The sequence below is a fragment of the Micromonospora sp. BS32 genome (genome assembly GCF_059089345.1).
The window spans coordinates 108,354-125,461 of sequence record NZ_JBSSHR010000001.1 but is presented as its reverse complement, the minus strand read 5'-3'; the positions used below and the strand labels follow the sequence as shown (position 1 = coordinate 125,461).

Genomic DNA, 17,108 nt, shown 5'->3' with positions numbered 1-17,108 from the left:
CTCGGCGAGCGAGTAGAAATGCGGAGCGAGCCGCTCAGCGATGACGGAGGAACTTCCCGTGGCCATCACCCGCCTGCCGAGTGCAGGATTCTCGATCACCATCCGGATCGCGGTGACTGCGGACGCCTCCTCCATCGGGCGGCTCACCACCGCCGTCGGCGAGGCCGGCGCGATCGTCACCGCGCTGGACGTGGTCGACTCCGACCCGACCAGCGTGATCGTCGACCTGACCTGCGACACCGCCGACACCGGCCACGCCGACCAGGTGGTCGACGCGCTGACCGCGCTCGACGGGGTGGACGTCCGCAAGGTCTCCGACCGGACGTTCCTGCTGCACCTCGGTGGCAAGATCGAGGTCACCTCCAAGGTCGGCCTGCGCACCCGCGACGAGCTGTCCCGGGCGTACACCCCGGGGGTGGCCCGGGTCTGCATGGCCATCGCGGAGAACCCGGCCGATGCCCGGCGGCTGACCATCAAGCGCAACACCGTCGCAGTGGTCAGCGACGGCTCGGCCGTGCTGGGCCTGGGCAACCTCGGGCCGGCGGCCTCGCTGCCGGTGATGGAGGGCAAGGCGGCGCTGTTCAAGCGCTTCGGCGGGGTGGACGCCTGGCCGGTGGTGCTCGACACCCAGGACACCGACGAGATCGTGGCGATCGTCAAGGCGATCGCGCCCGCGTACGGCGGGATCAACCTGGAGGACATCGCCGCGCCGCGCTGCTTCGAGATCGAGGCCCGACTGCGCGAGGCGCTGGACATCCCGGTCTTCCACGACGACCAGCACGGGACGGCCATCTGCGTGCTGGCCGCGCTCACCAACGCGCTGCGCGTCGTGGGCAAGCAGCTCTCGGACGTCCGGGTGGTCGTCTCCGGCGCCGGCGCGGCCGGCACCGCGATCATGAAGCTGCTGCTGCGCCAGGGTGTGGGCGACATCATCGCGTACGACCGCCGGGGCGCCCTGCACCGCGGGCTGGCCGACCTGAACCCGGCCTGGCGGTGGCTGGCCGAGAACACCAACAAGGAGAATTATTCCGGTGACCTGCCGGGCGCGGTGCGCGGCGCGGACGTCTTCATCGGGGTGAGCGCGCCGAACCTGCTCACCGGGGACGACATCGCCACCATGGCGAAGGACTCGATCGTCTTCGCGCTGGCCAACCCGGACCCGGAGGTCGACCCCCGGGAGGCCCGCAAGCACGCCGCGGTCGTCGCCACCGGCCGCTCCGACCAGCCGAACCAGATCAACAACGTGCTCGCCTTCCCGGGCGTCTTCCGCGGCATGCTCGACGCGCACGCCGAGGAGTTCACCGAGGAGATGGCGATCGCCGCCGCCCGGGCCATCGCCGACGTGGTCGGCGAAGACAAGATCAACCCGACGGTGATCGTGCCGAGCGTCTTCGACTCCCGCGTCGCTCCGGCCGTGGCGGCGGCGGTCCGCGCCGCGGCGCAGAACCCGGCGGCCACCCCCCGCCCGGCCGCCGACCCCGGCCCGGCCGACCTCCCCGAGATCGCCGCCAACGCCTCCGCCACCCCCTGATCCACCCGCCGTCGGGTGCGTTCCCGAACGCACCCGAACCGGCCGACCTCGCGATGACCGCTGAGGTCGGACCCAAGGGTTGACGCCTTTGCTCTGCTGCCGCGACGGCAACGGCGGACGTCCGGTATCCGGACATCGGGTGTTGCGCCCGCTGCAGCAGAGCAAAGCGTGCCGGACAGGGTTGGCTTCCGGTCCCGTCAGGACGGGACCGGACGGGTCAGGGCAGGAACGCGGCGGGAGTGAGCTCGCCGGTGGCGACCAGGACCGCGGGGCCGGAGAGCCAGCAGGAGTCGTCCGTCACGGTGACGGTGAGGCGACCGCCGGGGACGTCGACGGCGACCGTGCCGGTGTCTCGGGCCGCGTCGCGCAGGGCCACCGCGCCGACCGCGCAGGCGCCGGTGCCGCAGGAGAGCGTCTCGGCCGAGCCGCGCTCGTAGACCCGCATCAGCACGTGCCCGTCGGCACCGGCGACCGGCTCGCCGGGGGCGGTGAACTCGACGTTCACCCCGGCCGGGAAGAGCGCGGCGTCGAAGTCGGGGGCGCGGGTCAGGTCCAGGGCGGTCAGGTCGAGGCCGGCGGGCAGGGCGCAGACCAGGTGCGGGTTGCCGACGTCCACGGCCGAGCCGGGCAGGGTCAGCCCGCCCAGGGTCGCGGTCGACGCGCCGTACACCCGGGGGCGTTGCATCTCGACGGCGATGGCCTCGCCCTCGACCCGCGCGCGCACGACGCCGGCCCGGGTGGCCACCGGCAGCGCCGCGCCGGCCGGCGTGGCCAGCCCGGTCTCCAGCAGGTAGCGGACGAAGACCCGGGCGCCGTTACCGCACATCTCGGCGAACGAGCCGTCGGAGTTCCAGTAGTCCATGAACCACTCGGCCTCGCCCGCGAGGGCGGCCCCGTCCGGATGCTTGGCCGCACGGACCACCCGCAGCACGCCGTCCCCGCCGACGCCACGCCGCCGGTCACAGATCGCGGCGACCAGGCCGGGCGTCAGGTCGAGCGCCCCGTCCGGGTCGGGCAGGATGACGAAGTCGTTGCCGGTGCCGTGACCCTTGGTGAACTCCACGCCCCCATCATCGCCGATGGTCGGCGACCAGTCGCAGCGCAGTGTCGACAAACGCCGGCGAGGCCGAGTCGAGCCAGTGGATCCGCGGGTCCCGGCGGAACCAGGAGCGCTGCCGGCGGACGAACCGCCGGGTCGCCCGGATCGTCTCGTCGTGCGCCTCGGCCTCCGTCAGCTCCCCGGCCAGGAAACGCAGCACCTGCTGGTAGCCGAGCGCCCGGCTGGCCGTCCGCCCCTCGGGCAGGCCCCGGCCGACCAGCTCGCGGGTCTCGGCGACCAGGCCGTCGGCCCACATCCGGTCCACCCGCAGCGCGATCCGCTCGTCCAGCAGCGCCGTGTCCAGGTCGACACCGAGCTGCACCGACGGGTAGTACGGCGTCGGCTCGGGCAGCGACGCGGTGAACGGCTGGCCGGTCAGCTCGATCACCTCCAGCGCCCGGACGATCCGCCGGCCGTTGCCGGGCAGGATCCCCTCCGCCGCCACCGGGTCGGCCGCGCGCAGCCGGGCGTGCAGCGGGGCCGGGCCGGCCGCGGCCAGCTCCGCCTCCAGCCGCTCCCGCACCAGCGGATCGGTGCCGGGGAACTCGAACTGCTCCAGCACCGCCCGCACGTACAGCCCGGAGCCGCCGACCAGCAGCGGCACCCTCCCCCGGGCCAGGATGTCGTCGACCGCCGCCCGGGCCAGCCGCTGGTACTCGGCGACGCTGGCCGGCTCGGTCACCTCCCAGATGTCCAGCAGGTGGTGCGGCACGCCGTCCCGCTCGGCCGGGGTGAGCTTGGCGGTGCCGATGTCCAGGCCCCGGTAGAGCTGCATCGAGTCGGCGTTGACCACCTCGGCGCCGAGCGCGTGCGCCAGCGCGATGCTCAGCGCCGACTTGCCGGCGGCGGTCGGCCCGACCACCGCCACGACCACGCCGGTCACGCCGGTCTCCAGTTCGCCACGAAGTAGGAAACGCCGTAGGGGGCGTCGACGTAGCTCAGCTCGCCGCGCCAGTCCCCGCCGGCCGCCCGGACCGCGCCGGCCAGCACCTGCCAGGGGGCCCGCCCGGCCACCCGCAGCTCCGCCGACAGCCCCGGGTCCAGGCCGAGCAGCGCCTCGGCGTCCGCGTCGGCCAGGGCCCGGGCCACCCCCTCGTCGTACGCCCCGGCGCGCGGGTCGTCGTAGCCCGGCGACTTCTGGCCGCGGCAGGCCGACCCGTCCCCCATCACCAGCAGCGCCCAGGGCCGGTCCGACTCGATCCGCTCCCCCACCGCCCGGCACCCGGTCACCGGCTCGTCGTCGGCGACCGTCACCATCCGGTACGTCCGGCCGGTGGGATCGGGTGCGCGCCCCAGCAGCCAGGCACCCACCAGGAGGCCGAGCGGAAGCGGATCGCCCTCGTCGGGGCCGTCGGGCCGGTCGGCCAGACGCACCTCCAGCGGCAGCCCCCAGGGCGTGAAGGAGCCCCGGAAGGGCGAGAAGTACTCGGCGCCCCGGGCGTTCCCGGCGACCACCACCAGGCTCTCCGGCCCCGTCTCGAGGAGCCCGGCGACGGCGGCGTCCGCGGCGGCGCGGAGGTCGGCCAGCTCCGGCGCGGCAGCGCCGGCCAGCTCGGGAACGATGAGCGGCGGATGGGGGCAGACGGCGGCGGCGACCAGAGGCACGGGTTCACCGTAGCCGGACGCGCCGGTGCGTCTCCCCGCCGATCCGGCCATTCGGGCGGTAGGACACCGTATGGTCACGGTCGGCGACAGGCGCTCGACGCGGACGGGGGCGGACCTGTGACAATGCCGGGAGTAACTTTGCTGCGCCGTGGCGGCGATCGCGGGGACCCTCCCGTCGACGCCGGGAGAACGAGGATGGGCACATGAGCGACTGGACTGCCTTCGGACGGGTGGACGCGGACGGCACCGTGTACGTCAAGACCACCGAGGGCGAGCGGGTGGTCGGATCCTGGCAGGCGGGAGCCCCGGAGGAGGGGCTGGCCCACTTCGCCCGGCGCTTCGCCGACCTGGTGACCGAGGTGGACCTGACCGAGGCCCGGCTCAACTCGGGCGCGGCGGACGCCGGCCACTCACTGACGACGATCCGCCGGATCCGCGCCTCGCTGAACGAGGCGCACGTGGTCGGCGACATCGACGCGCTGGCCGCGCGGCTGGACAAGCTCGCCGTGGTCGCCGAGGAGAAGGCCGGTGAGGCGCGCGCCGCCAAGGACGCGGCCCGGGTCGAGGCGCTGGCCCGCAAGACCGCCCTGGTCGAGGAGGCCGAGAAGCTCGCCGCCGAGTCGACCGGCTGGAAGACCGCCGGGGACCGGCTCAAGGAGATCCTCGACGAGTGGAAGACCATTCGCGGCGTCGACAAGAAGGCCGACGGCGAGCTGTGGAAGCGGTTCGCGGCGGCCCGGGACGGTTTCACCCGGCGCCGGGGCGCCCACTTCGCCTCCCTCGACCAGCAGCGCAAGCAGGCGCAGACGGTCAAGGAGGAGCTGGTCGCCGAGGCCGAGAAGCTGCGCGAGTCCACCGACTGGGCGGCCACCGCCAACCAGCTCAAGGACCTGATGAACCAGTGGAAGGCCGCGCCGCGCGCCTCCAAGGAGGCGGAGCAGAAGCTCTGGGAACGGTTCCGGGCCGCCCAGGACGCCTTCTTCAGCCGGCGCAGTGAGGTCTTCTCGGCGCGGGACAACGAGCAGAAGGTCAACCTGGAGCGCAAGCAGGCCCTGATCGTCGAGGCCGAGGCGCTGGACGTCGACGGCGACCCGAAGGGTGCGCAGGCCAAGCTGCGGGAGATCCAGGCGCAGTGGCACGAGGCCGGCCGGGTGCCGCGGGAGGCCGCGGCCGGGCTGGAGCGCCGGCTGCGGGCCGTCGACGACAAGGTCCGCGAGGTCATGGACTCGGCCTGGCGGCGCACCACCAAGGAGGACAACCCGCTGCTCGCGCAGATGCGGTCGCAGGTGGCCGAGGCCGAGGAGCGGCTGGCCCGGGCGCAGGCCGCCGGGGACGCCCGCCGGATCAAGGAGGCCGAGCAGGCGCTCGCCTCGAAGCGGCAGTTCCTCCAGCTCGCCGAGCAGGCCGGCTGACGCTCACGCGTTCCGAAAGCCCCCGCTCCCGCCCCGGGACCGGGGGCTTTCGCGCCCCGCGCAACTTCCCGTGGACTGGTTGACGCATCGAGGCGTGCTGATCAGAATGAGCGGCAGAGCCAGGTCGGACACCGGGGCGAGGGCACCGACGGAGCACACCGCCGTCGGCAGTCGGCGGTGCTGCACGCGAGTGGACGCGTCCCCGTGACGTGTCCCGTCGCGCACTGTCCGCGTACTCGAATAGAAGCGTGACGTGCGGGCGGGCCACCCCCGGTCCTTCCCCGCGCCGCCGTCGCGGCGCCGGGGCATCCGAAGTGGAGCTCGCATGCACCGACCCACCGCCCTCGGCGGCGCGTTGACCGCGCTCGCCACCGCCGCGGCCGGCGTCCTCGTCGCCGCCGCCGTCAGCACCACCCCGGCCGCCGTCGCCACCGGCGGCACCGGCACCGGCTACCTGCACACCAGCGGCAGCGGCAGCGGCAGCAAGATCGTGGACAGCACCGGCGCCACGGTCCGGCTGACCGGCATCAACTGGTTCGGCATGGAGACCGACAACAAGACCTTCCACGGCCTGTGGTCCAGCAACCCGTGGCGGGGGCAGCTCGACAAGATGGCCAGCCTGGGCTACAACACCCTGCGCATCCCCTACTCGAACGACGCGCTGAAGCCGGGCGCCACCGCGAGCGGGATCAACGACTACGTCAACCCGGACCTGGTCGGGCTCTCCCCGCTGCAGATCCTGGACAAGGTGATCGACTACGCCGGCGGCAAGGGGATGCGGGTCATCCTGGACCGGCACCGGCCCACCGCGGCCGGGCAGTCGCCGCTCTGGTACACCTCGACCGTCTCCGAGGCGACGTGGATCAACGACTGGAAGATGCTCGCCCAGCGGTACGCGGGCAACCCGACCGTGATCGGCGCCGACCTGCACAACGAGCCGCACGCCGAGGGCACCAACCCGGCCGCCACCGGCGCCTGCTGGGGTTGCGGGGACACCGTCCGGGACTGGCGGCTGGCCGCCGAGCGGGCCGGCAACGCGATCCTGGGCGTGCAGCCCAACTGGCTGATCTTCGTGGAGGGGGTGAGCTGCCCCAGCGGCGGCCTGTCGAACGTCTGGGACGGCGACACCAGCAACGACGAGGACTGCGGCTGGTGGGGCGGCAACCTGTCGAAGGCCGGGCAGTTCCCGGTCCGGCTGAACGTGGCGAACCGACTGGTCTACTCGCCGCACGAGTACGCCACCTCGGTCTACCACCAGGCCTGGTTCGACGACCCGTCCTATCCGGCGAACATGCCGGCCATCTGGGACAAGTACTGGGGCTACCTCTACAAGCAGAACATCGCGCCGATCATGATGGGCGAGTTCGGCACCACGCTCCAGGACCCGAAGGACAAGGTCTGGCTGGAGAACCTGATGGCCTACACCGGCAGCGGGGTGAACGGGATGTCCTTCACCTACTGGTCGTGGAACCCGAACTCCGGTGACACCGGCGGCATCGCCCTGGACGACTGGACCAGCATCAACACCGCCAAGCAGGCGATCCTCCAGCCGTACCTGATCGCCCCCGTGGGCGGGGGCGGCGGCAACCCGTCGCCGACGCCGACCGGCTCGCCAACCCCGACCCCGACCGGCTCACCCACCGGCGACCCGGTGCCGACCGGCGCCTGCACGGCCAGCTACAAGCAGGTCAACGCCTGGCAGGGCGGCTTCCAGGGCGAGCTGACCGTGAAGAACACCGGCACCGGCACGCCGAACCCGTGGTCGGTCACCTGGAGCTGGCCCGCCGGGGTGACCCTGGCCAGCGGCTGGAACGCCACCGTGACGCAGTCCGGCACGACGGTCACCGCGGCCGCCCCCGACTGGGCGAGGACCCTCGCTCCGGGCGCGTCGGTGACGATCGGCTTCACCGCGAACGGCGCGGTCACCACGCCGGGCACGGTGAAGCTCAACGGCACCGCCTGCTGAGACTCCGGGCCCGGTCGGCGATGGGCCCGGGCGACGCCGGGGCCTCCACGCGGAGGTCCCGGCCGTCGGCGGTGCGGTCAGTGCGCCGCGCAGCCACCCGTCGCCGCGGGCGCCGCCGGCGGCGCGCCGATCGTGGGCAGCCCGAGCAGCACCCCGGGGGTACGCGGGGAGCGGCCCGCCTCGGCGGCGTCACCGGCCCGGGTACGCCGGTGCGACAGCGGCTCGCCGTCGGCGTTGAGATGGTGCGGGGCGGCGTACGTGACGGTGGTGTGCACGATGTCGCCGGGGCGGATCTGCCCAACCAGCGACCCCGCGTCGAAGTGGGCCAGGCGGCCGTCGCGGGCACGGCCGGACATCCGCCCGGTACGCTCGTCCTTGCGCCCCTCACCGACGGCGACCAGCACCTCGACGGTCTCCCCCACCAGGCGCTTGTTCTCCGCCCAGGTGATCTCCTCCACCGTGGCGATCAGCCGGTCGTAGCGCTCCTGCACCACCTGCTTGGGCAGTTGGCCGTCCATGGTGGCGGCCGGGGTGCCGGGACGCTTGGAGTACTGGAAGGTGAACGCCGAGGAGAACCGGGCCTCGCGGACGACGTCCAGGGTGCGCTGGAAGTCGGCCTCGGTCTCGCCGGGGAAGCCGACGATGATGTCGGTGGTGATCGCCGCGTCCGGCATCGCCGCCCGGACCTTCTCGATGATCCCCAGGTACTTCTCCGACCGGTACGACCGGCGCATCGCCTTCAGCACGTCGTCCGAGCCGGACTGCAACGGCATGTGCAGCGAGTGGCAGACGTTCGGCGTCTCGGCCATCGCGGCGATCACGTCGTCGGTGAAGTCCTTCGGGTGCGGGCTGGTGAACCGGACCCGCTCCAGTCCGTCGATGTCGCCGCAGGCCCGCAGCAGCTTGCCGAAGGCGTACCGGTCACCGAACTCCACCCCGTAGGAGTTGACGTTCTGGCCGAGCAGAGTCACCTCCAGCACGCCCTCGTCGACCAGGGCGCGCACCTCGGAGAGGATGTCGCCGGGGCGCCGGTCCTTCTCCTTGCCGCGCAGGCTGGGCACGATGCAGAAGGTGCAGGTGTTGTTGCAGCCCACCGAGATCGACACCCAGCCGGCGTACGTCGACTCCCGCCGGGTCGGCAGGGTGGAGGGGAAGACGTCGAGGGACTCCAGGATCTCCACCTCGGCGGCGGCATTGTGCCGGGCCCGCTCCAGCAGCACCGGCAGCGAGCCGATGTTGTGGGTGCCGAAGACCACGTCCACCCACGGCGCCTTGCGGACGATGTCGCCGCGGTCCTTCTGGGCCAGGCAGCCGCCGACGGCGATCTGCATGCCGGGGCGCTGGTTCTTCGCGGGACGCAGGCGGCCGAGGTTGCCGTAGAGCCGGTTGTCGGCGTTCTCCCGGACCGCGCAGGTGTTGAACACCACCACGTCGGGGTCGTCGTCCATCCCGGCGGCGCGGACGTAGCCGGCCTGCTCCAGCAGACCGGAGATGCGCTCGGAGTCGTGCACGTTCATCTGGCAGCCGTACGTGACGACGTTGTAGGTCCTAGCCACCTGCTCGGCGCCCCTTTCCTCGGGCTACCAGGGTAGCGGCCCCGCCGGTCGGGCCGAGCGCCGCGCCGAGGGCGGCGCGGAGCGGGGCAGGGATGGCATCGTTGGTCGGAGTCGCCGACCACTGGAGGAGAGATGTGCCGGAGCATCAAGACGCTGCGTGAGCCGTACGTGCCCGAGGTGACCCCGGCGGACATCGACGCCGCCGCGTTGCAGTACGTCCGGAAGATCTCGGGGTTCCGGGCGCCCGCCGCGCACAACGCCGCGGCCTTCGACGAGGCGGTGCGGGCGGTCGCCGCCGCCACCGCGACCCTGCTCGACCAGTTGGTGGTCCGGGGCGGCCAGCCGGCAGGCGGTCGGGGCTCCGCACCGGCCTGACCGTCGACCGGGCCGGCCGACGGCCGGGACCGGTGGCACGGGCCGCAGCCGGCCCGCGCCACACGGAATGCGGTCGAGCGCGGCCGGCCGGCGTGGCCGCGCAACGGTCAGGCCGCGGCCAGGGCCGGGTTCACCGAGTCGGGGGCCCAGCGGGACCGGTGGCACCGGGACCAGCCCCGGCAGCCGGGGTGCGCCTCGGTGCAGAGCCGCTGGTTGCTGAGCACCTCGCCGTCGTCGGTCTCGGTGACGTCGAAGTGCACCGGACGGATGGTGCCGTCCGGGGCGACCAGCAGGTGCCGCCCGGCGTCGAGGGTGTCGTCGGTGAGCAGGCAGTTGCGGTCGAGCAGCCGGGCCAGCGCGGCGATGCTGCTGCGCTCGTTGAGCCGCTCGGGGACCCCGTAGCAGTCGACCATCGTGCCGAACTCCCCCGGCGCCTCCCAGACGTCGCAGATCACCGCGTACGTGGGCAGCCGCGCCGGATCCGCCACGGCGAGGGGCATCACCACCCGGCCGAGGGCCTCGGCCAGCGCCGGGTAGACCTCCACGGGGGCCACCCGGTCGATTCTCCAGTTCCACAGCTCGGTCACGCCGCCTCCTCGCTGCGTTCGTCCCACCGGCCTCCGGATCGGGCCTTACTGACGATGGTGGAGGGCATATGACCTCAGCCGGGGGCAAGTTACCGGTCTGTGACCATTACGGGCAAAATTTCCCCGAGCGCCGTTGCTCGGAGTGGCGGGAAGGTGACAGCTTATCGGGTATGGTGCCCGCTCGGCGGCCCCACGCCCGGCCCGCCCGGGTCAGCGCACCACGACCATCGACTCCCCGCGCGGCAGCAGCTCGCCGATCACCGTGCCGCCGGGGACCTCGCCGGCGACCAGCAGGCCGCCGGAGGTCTGCGCGTCGGCCAGCAGCAGCCGGTCCGCCTCCGGGACCGACCCGAAGTCGGTCCACGGGGAGACCCAGTCCAGGTTTCGCCGGGTGCCGCCGCTGACGTACCCGTCCCGGACGGCCTCCCGCGCGCCGGCCAGGTACGGCACCCGGGCGGCGTCGATCGCGACGGTGAGCCGGCTGGCCCGGGCCAGCTTGCTGGCGTGCCCGAGCAGCCCGAAACCGGTGACGTCGGTGCCGCAGCGGATGCCGGCGGCGACCGCGGCCCGGGCGGCGTCCCGGTTGAGCGTGGTCATCGCGGCGACCGCCTCGGCGAAGACCTCGCCGGTGGCCTTGTGCCGGGTGTTCAGCACCCCGACGCCGAGCGGCTTGGTCAGCGACAGCGGCAGCCCGGAGCGCCCGGCGTCCAGCGTGATCAGCTCGTCCGGGCGGACCAGCCCGGTGACCGCGAGCCCGTACTTCGGGCCGTCGTCGTCGACGCTGTGCCCGCCGGCGAGGTGGCAGCCGGCCGCGCGGGCGACGTCCTGACCGCCGCGCAGCACCTCGCGGGCCAGCTCCAACGGCAGCGTCACCCGCGGCCAGCAGAGCAGGTTGAGGGCGACCAGCGGGGTGCCGCCCATCGCGTACACGTCGGAGAGCGCGTTCGCGGCGGCGATGCGACCCCAGTCGTACGCGTCGTCCACCACCGGGGTGAAGAAGTCGGCGGTGGTGACCAGGCCGGTCCGCTCGTCCAGTCGGACCACCGCGGCGTCGTCACCGTTCTCCAGCCCGACCAGCAGTTCGGCGGTGCCGGTGGCCGGGCCGAGCCCGGCCACCATCGCCTCCAGCTCGCCGGGCGGGATCTTGCAGGCGCAGCCCCCGCCGCGGGCGTGATCGGTCAACCGGAACCGGTCGGTCATCCCCACATGATCTCCGCGGAATGTCGCCACCGCCACTCGTGGGGGCCGGGGCGGGACGGAATTCGGACTCTCGGCGATCTTCGGCACCGGTGTTACCGCTCCGTGACCATCTGAGTTGCGTTCTGCCATGTCACCCCGCCTACAGTGGCCCACAACCGGGGGTCCACGACCCCGTTTCCGCAACGACCACAGGGACGGTGGACGACGTGACGACGGGCGAACCGCTCATCGTGCTGGACGGGGTCAACAAGTGGTTCGGCCCGCTGCACGTGCTCGACGACGTGTCACTCTCCGTCGGCAAGGGCGAGGTCGTCGTCGTGATCGGCCCCTCGGGTTCCGGCAAGTCGACGCTCTGCCGGGCGATCAACCGCCTCGAACCGATCAACTCGGGCACCATCACCTTCGACGGGCAGCCGCTGCCCGCCGAGGGCAAGGCGCTGGCGAAGCTGCGCAGCGAGGTCGGCATGGTCTTCCAGTCGTTCAACCTGTTCGCGCACAAGACAATCCTCGAGAACGTCACCCTCGGGCCGGTGAAGGTCCGCAAGGAGAAGCCGGCCGTCGCCCGCGAGCGCGGCCTGTCGCTGCTCGACCGGGTCGGCATCGCCAACCAGGCCGACAAGTACCCGGCCCAGCTCTCCGGCGGCCAGCAGCAGCGGGCGGCGATCGCCCGCGCGCTGGCCATGCAGCCCAAGGCGATGCTCTTCGACGAGCCGACCAGCGCGCTCGACCCGGAGATGGTCGGCGAGGTGCTGGACGTGATGACCTCACTGGCCGCCGACGGCATGACGATGGTCGTGGTGACCCACGAGATGGGCTTCGCCCGGCACGCCGCGAACCGGGTCATCTTCATGGCCGACGGGCAACTCGTCGAGGACGCCCCGCCCGCCGAGTTCTTCGCCAGCCCCCGCAGCGAGCGGGCCCGGGACTTCCTCTCCAAGATCCTCACGCACTGAGCGTCCGTTGTGTGGAGCGCGCCGCTGTCCGGCGGCTCCGTCGAAGAAGGAGATGAGTATGCGTATGAAGCGCGTAGCCGCGCTCGCCGCGGCCGCGACCCTGGCGCTCGGCATGGCCGCCTGCGGCGGCGATGACGCCGACGAGGGCACCGGCGCCGGCAGCAAGTCCTTCGCCGCCGGCAGCACCATGGAGAAGCTCAACAAGGCCCAGAAGATCAAGATCGGCACCAAGTTCGACCAGCCGGGCTTCGGTCAGAAGGGCCTGTCGGGCAAGCCGGAGGGCTTCGACGTCGAGATCGCGAAGATCATCGTCAAGGAGCTCGGCATCCCCGAGGACAAGATCGAGTACGTCGAGACGCCGTCGAAGGTCCGTGAGGACGCGATCATCAACGGCAACGTCGACCTGGTCGCGGCGACCTACACGATCAACGACAAGCGCAAGGAGCGGATCGCCTTCGCGGGCCCGTACTACGAGGCCGGCCAGAACATCCTGGTCAAGAAGGACGACACCACCATCACCGGGCCGGACTCCTTCAAGGACGGCACCAAGAAGGTCTGCTCCGTCACCGGCTCGACCCCGGCCGAGAACATCAAGAAGTACGTCAAGGACGTCGGCACCCAGCTGGTGCTCTTCGACACCTACGACAAGTGCCGCGATGCCCTCAAGGGCGGTCAGGTCAACGCCGTCACCACGGACAACGTCATCCTGCTCGGCTACATCGCCAAGGACGAGGCGTCGTTCAAGCTGGCCGGCGACAACTTCACCAAGGAGCCGTACGGCATCGGCGTGAAGAAGGACGACACCGCGTTCCGGACCTTCATCAACGACACCCTGGAGAAGGCGATCTCGGACGGTCGCTGGAAGAAGGCCTGGGACGACACCGCGGGCAAGTTCGGCGCGGAGCTGGGCACCGCACCGACCATCAACCGCTACTGATCTGACCTCGATCTGGAGGGTGGGGAGGAACACCGACCCGTGAATGTGCTCATCGACAAGTTCGACGTCTTTGCGGGCGGTTTCTGGCTCACCCTCCAGATCTGCGTGCTCGCCGCGATCGGCGCCCTGATCCTGGGCGCCGTCGTGGCGGTACTCCGCATCTCGCCGGTGCCGCCGCTGCGCGCGCTCGGCACCGGGTACGTCAACGTCTTCCGCAACATGCCGCTGACCGTGGTGATGTTCTTCGCCGCCTTCGGCCTGCCGGCGCTCGGCTCCAACGCCGACTTCCTGCGCATCCCCGGACTGGACGCGCTCTTCAGCCGGCTCGGCACCGACCTGCCGTACTTCCGCTTCGCACTGATCTCCCTGGTCCTCTACACCGCCGCGTTCGTCTGCGAGGCGCTGCGGTCCGGGGTGAACGCGGTGCCGGCCGGCCAGGCCGAGGCGGCCCGCTCGCTCGGCCTGACCTTCGGGCAGAACCTGCGCCACGTGGTCCTGCCACAGTCCTGGAAGGCCTCGGTGGTACCGCTCGGCTCGGTCATCATCGCGATGATCAAGAACTCCGCGCTGGTCGGCTTCTTCGGCGTGGTCGGCGACCTCTCCCAGACCGCCGACCAGCTCACCTCCGCCGAGGGGTACGCCTTCATCCCGGTCGCCATCGGCATCTCGATCGGCTACCTGATCATGACCGTGCCGCTCGGTGCCCTGCTCGACCGGATCGAGAAGCGACAGGCGGTGGCCCGATGAGTCAGCAGACCAGCGTCCTCTACGACGTCCCCGGTCCCCGCCAGCGCCGGATCACGCTGATCACCAGCCTGGTCGCCACGGTGGTGCTGCTCGTCGCGGCGTACTTCCTGATCTACCGGCCGCTGGACGCCAAGGGCCAGTTCTCGATGGAGCTCTGGGGGCCGCTGGTCGACCCCTCGAACGAGAACTTCCCCCTGGTCTGGGACCGGATCGGCCTCGGCTTCAAGAACACCCTGATCGCCGCGGCGCTGGCCATCGTCTCCTCGCTGGTGGTCGGCACCGTGCTCGCGGTGCTGCGGATCCAGCTCAAGAGCCTGACCCGGCGCCGGTTCACCGGGCTGGCCACGCCGCTGGCGTACCTGCTGCGCGGGCTGAGCGTGCTGCTCTCCGCGGTCACCCGGGTCTGCGTCGAGGTGTTCCGCGGCCTGCCGGTGGTGCTCACCATCTTCTTCGTCGCCCGCGGCTTTCCCGAGTTCGGCATCTCCTTCGACAACCTCTGGTACCTGGTCATCGGCCTGACCGTCTACAACTCGGTGGTCATCGCCGAGATCCTCCGCTCCGGCATGGAGGGGCTGCCCGGCGGGCAGGCGGAGGCCGCCGCCGCGATCGGACTCTCCCCGGCGCAGACCACCCGGATGATCCTGCTGCCGCAGGCCTTCCGGATCATGCTGCCGGCGCTGATCAGCCAGCTGGTGGTGGTGCTCAAGGACACCTCGCTGGGCTTCATCATCAGCTACGAGGAGACCCTGAACATCGGCAAGCAGATCATCGGCGTGCTGGGCAACCCGATCCAGGTGTACGTGGTGATCGCGGCGCTCTTCATCGTGGTGAACTACTCGCTGTCGAAGCTGGCCCAGTACGTCCAGCGCCGGCTGTCGCGGGGCCGCAAGACGGCCGGCACCCCGGCCCAGAATCCGCCGCCCGCGGCGCTCATGTCCCAGGCCGAGGGCACCGGCGGCAACTGAACCCCGACACACGACGAAAGGGCCGGTCGGGATCTCTCCGGGCCGGTCCTCTCTCTGCTCTCAGCGGGCGATCTCGGTGACCCGGGACTCGCGGACCACGGTCACCCGGATCTGACCGGGGTAGGTCAGCTCCTCCTCGATCTGCTTGGCCACGTCCCGGGCCAGCACCGCCGCGCCGATGTCGTCCACGTCGTCCGGCTTGACCATCACCCGGATCTCCCGGCCGGCCTGCATGGCGAAGACCTTCTCCACGCCGAGCTTGCCGGCCGCGATCTCCTCGATCCGCTCCAGCCGCTTGACGTACGCCTCCAGGCTCTCCCGCCGGGCGCCCGGCCGGCCGCCGGAGCAGGCGTCCGACGCCTGGGTGAGCACCGCCTCGATGGTCTGCGGCGGCACCTCGTTGTGGTGCGCCTCGATGGCGTGCACGACGTCCTCGCTCTCGCCGTACTTGCGGGCCAGGTCGGCGCCGATGATGGCGTGGCTGCCCTCCACCTCGTGGGTGAGCGCCTTGCCGATGTCGTGCAGGAACGCCGACCGCTTGATGGTGGGCACGTCCAGCCGCAGTTCGGCGGCCATGATCCCGGCGATGTGCGCGGTCTCCACCAGGTGCTTGAGCACGTTCTGCCCGTACGACGTCCGGTACCGCAGCCGGCCGAGCAGGGTGACCAGCTCCGGATGGATCTCGGTGATGCCGACCTCGACCAGGGCGTCCTCGGCGGCCCGGTGGCAGAGCTCCTCCACCTCCTCGCGGGCCAGCTCGTAGACCTCCTCGATCCGGTGCGGGTGGATCCGGCCGTCGAGGACCAGCTTCTCCAGGGTGAGCCGGCCGACCTCGCGGCGGACCGGGTCGAAGCAGGAGAGCAGCACCGCCTCGGGGGTGTCGTCGATGATCAGGTTCACCCCGGTCACCGACTCGAAGGCGCGGATGTTGCGCCCCTCCCGGCCGATGATCCGGCCCTTCATCTCGTCACCGGGCAGGTGCAGGACGCTGACCACGCTCTCCGCGGTCTGCTCGCTGGCCACCCGCTGGATGGCGTCCACCACGATGTGCCGGGCGCGCTGTTCGGCGGTGTTGCGGGCGTCCGACTCGATGTCCCGCACCAGCAGCGCCGCCTCCCGCTTCGCCTGGGTCTCGATCGCCTCGATCAGCTCGGCCCGGGCGGCGTCGGCGGTGAGCCCGGCGACCCGTTCCAGTTCGCGCCGGCGTCGCTCCTCGGCCAGGGTCAGCTCGACCTCCCGCTCGGTCACCGCCGCCTCCCGCTCGGCCAGCGCCGCGCTGGCCGCGGTGAGCTGCCGCTCCCGCTCGGCGAGCCGCTCGACCTCCTCGGTGTGCAGCCGCTCCCGCTCGTCCATCCGGGCGGCCCGGCGTTCCACCTCGGCGGCCTGCTCCCGGGTCGTCGCGGCGAGCACGGCGACCTCCCGCTCGCCGCTGCGCCGGGCGCTGGCCCGCAACTGCTCGGCGTCGGCCTCGGCCTGCTTGTGGGCCCGTTCCAGGACGGTGTCGGCCTCGGCGCGGGCGTCGTCGAGCACCCGACCCGCCTCGGCCCGGGCCGCCTTCGCCTCGGCTTTGGCGGCGGCCGCCTCGGCACGGGCGGCGGACGCGGCCGACTTCGCCACGTCGATGGTGCTGTTCACCTCGTCGGCGGCGGTCCGCAGCGCGGCCAGGGACTGCTCCTGGCGGTCCTTCTCGGCGATGAAGGCCGGGTCCTCCGGGGCCGGGGCCGCGCCGAAGCGGCGCAGCGCGCGGACGCCGAAGAGCACGGCACCCACCACCACCGCGGCGAGCAGCAGCACCGCCACCAGCAGCACCACGTCGAAGGGGCTCATGCCGGAACTCCGGCGCCCCGGCCGGCGGTGGCCGGCTGCCGGGTGAGGGTCGAGCATTGCCGCACGGCCGTCGCGCACCGTCGGATGCCGATGACGGAACCGCGCCCGTCGACACCCCCTCGGGACCACTGGTCCCTGTGCCGCCCCGCCATGGCCGCCTCCCCCTGAACGTCGACGCCGCAGGGGACCGTGCCGCAGGGCACGAACCTCTGCGGCTCTGGATGCCCGACCGAGCGGCTGGCCGTGGGGTATGGCTCTCCGCCGGCGGTGCCCTCACGGGGCATCGCCGACATCCGGGTGCAGTTGTCGGAACGGCCCCGGACCGGCTGTCCGGAGCTGCCGTCAAAG

Annotated in this window: 15 protein-coding genes; 8 read left to right on the top strand and 7 right to left on the bottom strand. The window is 72.2% G+C overall.

What is annotated here, in order from left to right:
• The first annotated feature begins 58 nt into the window (after positions 1–58).
• Positions 59–1,531 carry an NAD-dependent malic enzyme gene (locus AC5RWQ_RS00565; protein ID WP_334493274.1) on the top strand — a complete coding sequence of 491 codons (1,473 nt, stop codon included), beginning with the start codon at positions 59–61 and terminating at the stop codon, positions 1,529–1,531.
• Positions 1,532–1,748: 217 nt separating this feature from the next.
• Here the strand turns inward: AC5RWQ_RS00565 and dapF are convergent, their stop codons facing one another.
• The 3 genes from dapF to AC5RWQ_RS00550 are packed head-to-tail and all read right to left on the bottom strand — an operon-like array spanning position 1,749 to position 4,286.
• Positions 1,749–2,594, bottom strand: a complete 846-nt coding sequence (gene dapF, locus AC5RWQ_RS00560) for a diaminopimelate epimerase (protein WP_494280776.1) — start codon at positions 2,592–2,594, stop codon at positions 1,749–1,751.
• 7 nt (positions 2,595–2,601) lie between these two features.
• Positions 2,602–3,513, bottom strand: a complete 912-nt coding sequence (gene miaA, locus AC5RWQ_RS00555; RefSeq protein WP_494280775.1) for a tRNA (adenosine(37)-N6)-dimethylallyltransferase MiaA — start codon at positions 3,511–3,513, stop codon at positions 2,602–2,604.
• Entirely contained in the window at positions 3,510–4,286 is a 777-nt protein-coding gene (locus AC5RWQ_RS00550; RefSeq protein ID WP_494280774.1) for a class III extradiol ring-cleavage dioxygenase family protein, read from the bottom strand. Before AC5RWQ_RS00550 ends, miaA begins: the two co-directional genes overlap by 4 nt.
• 152 nt (positions 4,287–4,438) lie before the next feature.
• Between AC5RWQ_RS00550 and AC5RWQ_RS00545 the strand changes: the two genes are divergently transcribed.
• Both AC5RWQ_RS00545 and AC5RWQ_RS00540 read left to right on the top strand, forming a co-directional pair.
• Positions 4,439–5,647: a DUF349 domain-containing protein gene (locus AC5RWQ_RS00545; protein ID WP_494280773.1), complete on the top strand. Its 1,209-nt coding sequence runs from the start codon at positions 4,439–4,441 to the stop codon at positions 5,645–5,647.
• A 325-nt stretch (positions 5,648–5,972) separates the two neighbouring features.
• A complete protein-coding gene (locus AC5RWQ_RS00540; RefSeq protein WP_494280772.1) occupies positions 5,973–7,613 on the top strand; it encodes a cellulase family glycosylhydrolase in 1,641 nt (546 codons plus the stop codon).
• Between the two features lie 77 nt (positions 7,614–7,690).
• On the opposite strand, the gene miaB is transcribed toward AC5RWQ_RS00540, so the two are convergent.
• Complete coding sequence (gene miaB, locus AC5RWQ_RS00535) at positions 7,691–9,169, bottom strand: tRNA (N6-isopentenyl adenosine(37)-C2)-methylthiotransferase MiaB (protein WP_494280771.1); 1,479 nt, start codon at positions 9,167–9,169, stop codon at positions 7,691–7,693.
• Positions 9,170–9,301: 132 nt separating this feature from the next.
• On the opposite strand from miaB, the gene AC5RWQ_RS00530 reads away from it, so the two are divergent.
• Positions 9,302–9,544: a DUF2277 family protein gene (locus AC5RWQ_RS00530; protein WP_334493258.1), complete on the top strand. Its 243-nt coding sequence runs from the start codon at positions 9,302–9,304 to the stop codon at positions 9,542–9,544.
• Positions 9,545–9,651: 107 nt separating this feature from the next.
• Here AC5RWQ_RS00530 and AC5RWQ_RS00525 read toward each other — a convergent pair whose 3' ends face one another.
• Positions 9,652–10,131, bottom strand: a complete 480-nt coding sequence (locus AC5RWQ_RS00525) for a hypothetical protein (protein WP_334493255.1) — start codon at positions 10,129–10,131, stop codon at positions 9,652–9,654.
• 210 nt (positions 10,132–10,341) lie between these two features.
• Positions 10,342–11,331 (bottom strand): selenide, water dikinase SelD, encoded by a 990-nt coding sequence (gene selD / locus AC5RWQ_RS00520; RefSeq protein ID WP_494280770.1) that lies wholly within the window; start codon positions 11,329–11,331, stop codon positions 10,342–10,344.
• A gap of 197 nt (positions 11,332–11,528) precedes the next feature.
• Between selD and AC5RWQ_RS00515 the strand changes: the two genes are divergently transcribed.
• The 4 genes from AC5RWQ_RS00515 to AC5RWQ_RS00500 are packed head-to-tail and all read left to right on the top strand — an operon-like array spanning position 11,529 to position 14,933.
• A complete protein-coding gene (locus AC5RWQ_RS00515) occupies positions 11,529–12,284 on the top strand; it encodes an amino acid ABC transporter ATP-binding protein (RefSeq protein ID WP_494280769.1) in 756 nt (251 codons plus the stop codon).
• Positions 12,285–12,342: 58 nt separating this feature from the next.
• Positions 12,343–13,221: a glutamate ABC transporter substrate-binding protein gene (locus AC5RWQ_RS00510; protein ID WP_494280768.1), complete on the top strand. Its 879-nt coding sequence runs from the start codon at positions 12,343–12,345 to the stop codon at positions 13,219–13,221.
• Between the two features lie 39 nt (positions 13,222–13,260).
• Positions 13,261–13,968 (top strand): amino acid ABC transporter permease, encoded by a 708-nt coding sequence (locus AC5RWQ_RS00505; RefSeq protein ID WP_494280767.1) that lies wholly within the window; start codon positions 13,261–13,263, stop codon positions 13,966–13,968.
• The gene (locus tag AC5RWQ_RS00500; protein ID WP_494280766.1) at positions 13,965–14,933 is read left to right on the top strand and encodes an amino acid ABC transporter permease; all 969 of its coding nucleotides are present in this window, start codon (positions 13,965–13,967) and stop codon (positions 14,931–14,933) included. The genes AC5RWQ_RS00505 and AC5RWQ_RS00500 overlap by 4 nt, the downstream gene beginning before the upstream one ends.
• 60 nt (positions 14,934–14,993) lie before the next feature.
• On the opposite strand, the gene rny is transcribed toward AC5RWQ_RS00500, so the two are convergent.
• Positions 14,994–16,760, bottom strand: a complete 1,767-nt coding sequence (gene rny, locus AC5RWQ_RS00495; protein WP_494280765.1) for a ribonuclease Y — start codon at positions 16,758–16,760, stop codon at positions 14,994–14,996.
• Between the last annotated feature and the right edge of the window lie 348 nt (positions 16,761–17,108).

What these genes read in the sequence shown, in the direction of transcription:
- rny (WP_494280765.1), bottom strand. Translation starts at nt 16,760, where the DNA reads ATGAGCCCCTTCGACGTGGTGCTGCTGGTGGCGGTGCTGCTGCTCGCC.
- AC5RWQ_RS00550 (WP_494280774.1), bottom strand. Translation starts at nt 4,286, where the DNA reads ATGGCCGGATCGGCGGGGAGACGCACCGGCGCGTCCGGCTACGGTGAA.
- AC5RWQ_RS00540 (WP_494280772.1), top strand. Translation starts at nt 5,973, where the DNA reads ATGCACCGACCCACCGCCCTCGGCGGCGCGTTGACCGCGCTCGCCACC.
- AC5RWQ_RS00510 (WP_494280768.1), top strand. Translation starts at nt 12,343, where the DNA reads ATGCGTATGAAGCGCGTAGCCGCGCTCGCCGCGGCCGCGACCCTGGCG.
- selD (WP_494280770.1), bottom strand. Translation starts at nt 11,331, where the DNA reads ATGACCGACCGGTTCCGGTTGACCGATCACGCCCGCGGCGGGGGCTGC.
- AC5RWQ_RS00545 (WP_494280773.1), top strand. Translation starts at nt 4,439, where the DNA reads ATGAGCGACTGGACTGCCTTCGGACGGGTGGACGCGGACGGCACCGTG.
- AC5RWQ_RS00500 (WP_494280766.1), top strand. Translation starts at nt 13,965, where the DNA reads ATGAGTCAGCAGACCAGCGTCCTCTACGACGTCCCCGGTCCCCGCCAG.
- AC5RWQ_RS00530 (WP_334493258.1), top strand. Translation starts at nt 9,302, where the DNA reads ATGTGCCGGAGCATCAAGACGCTGCGTGAGCCGTACGTGCCCGAGGTG.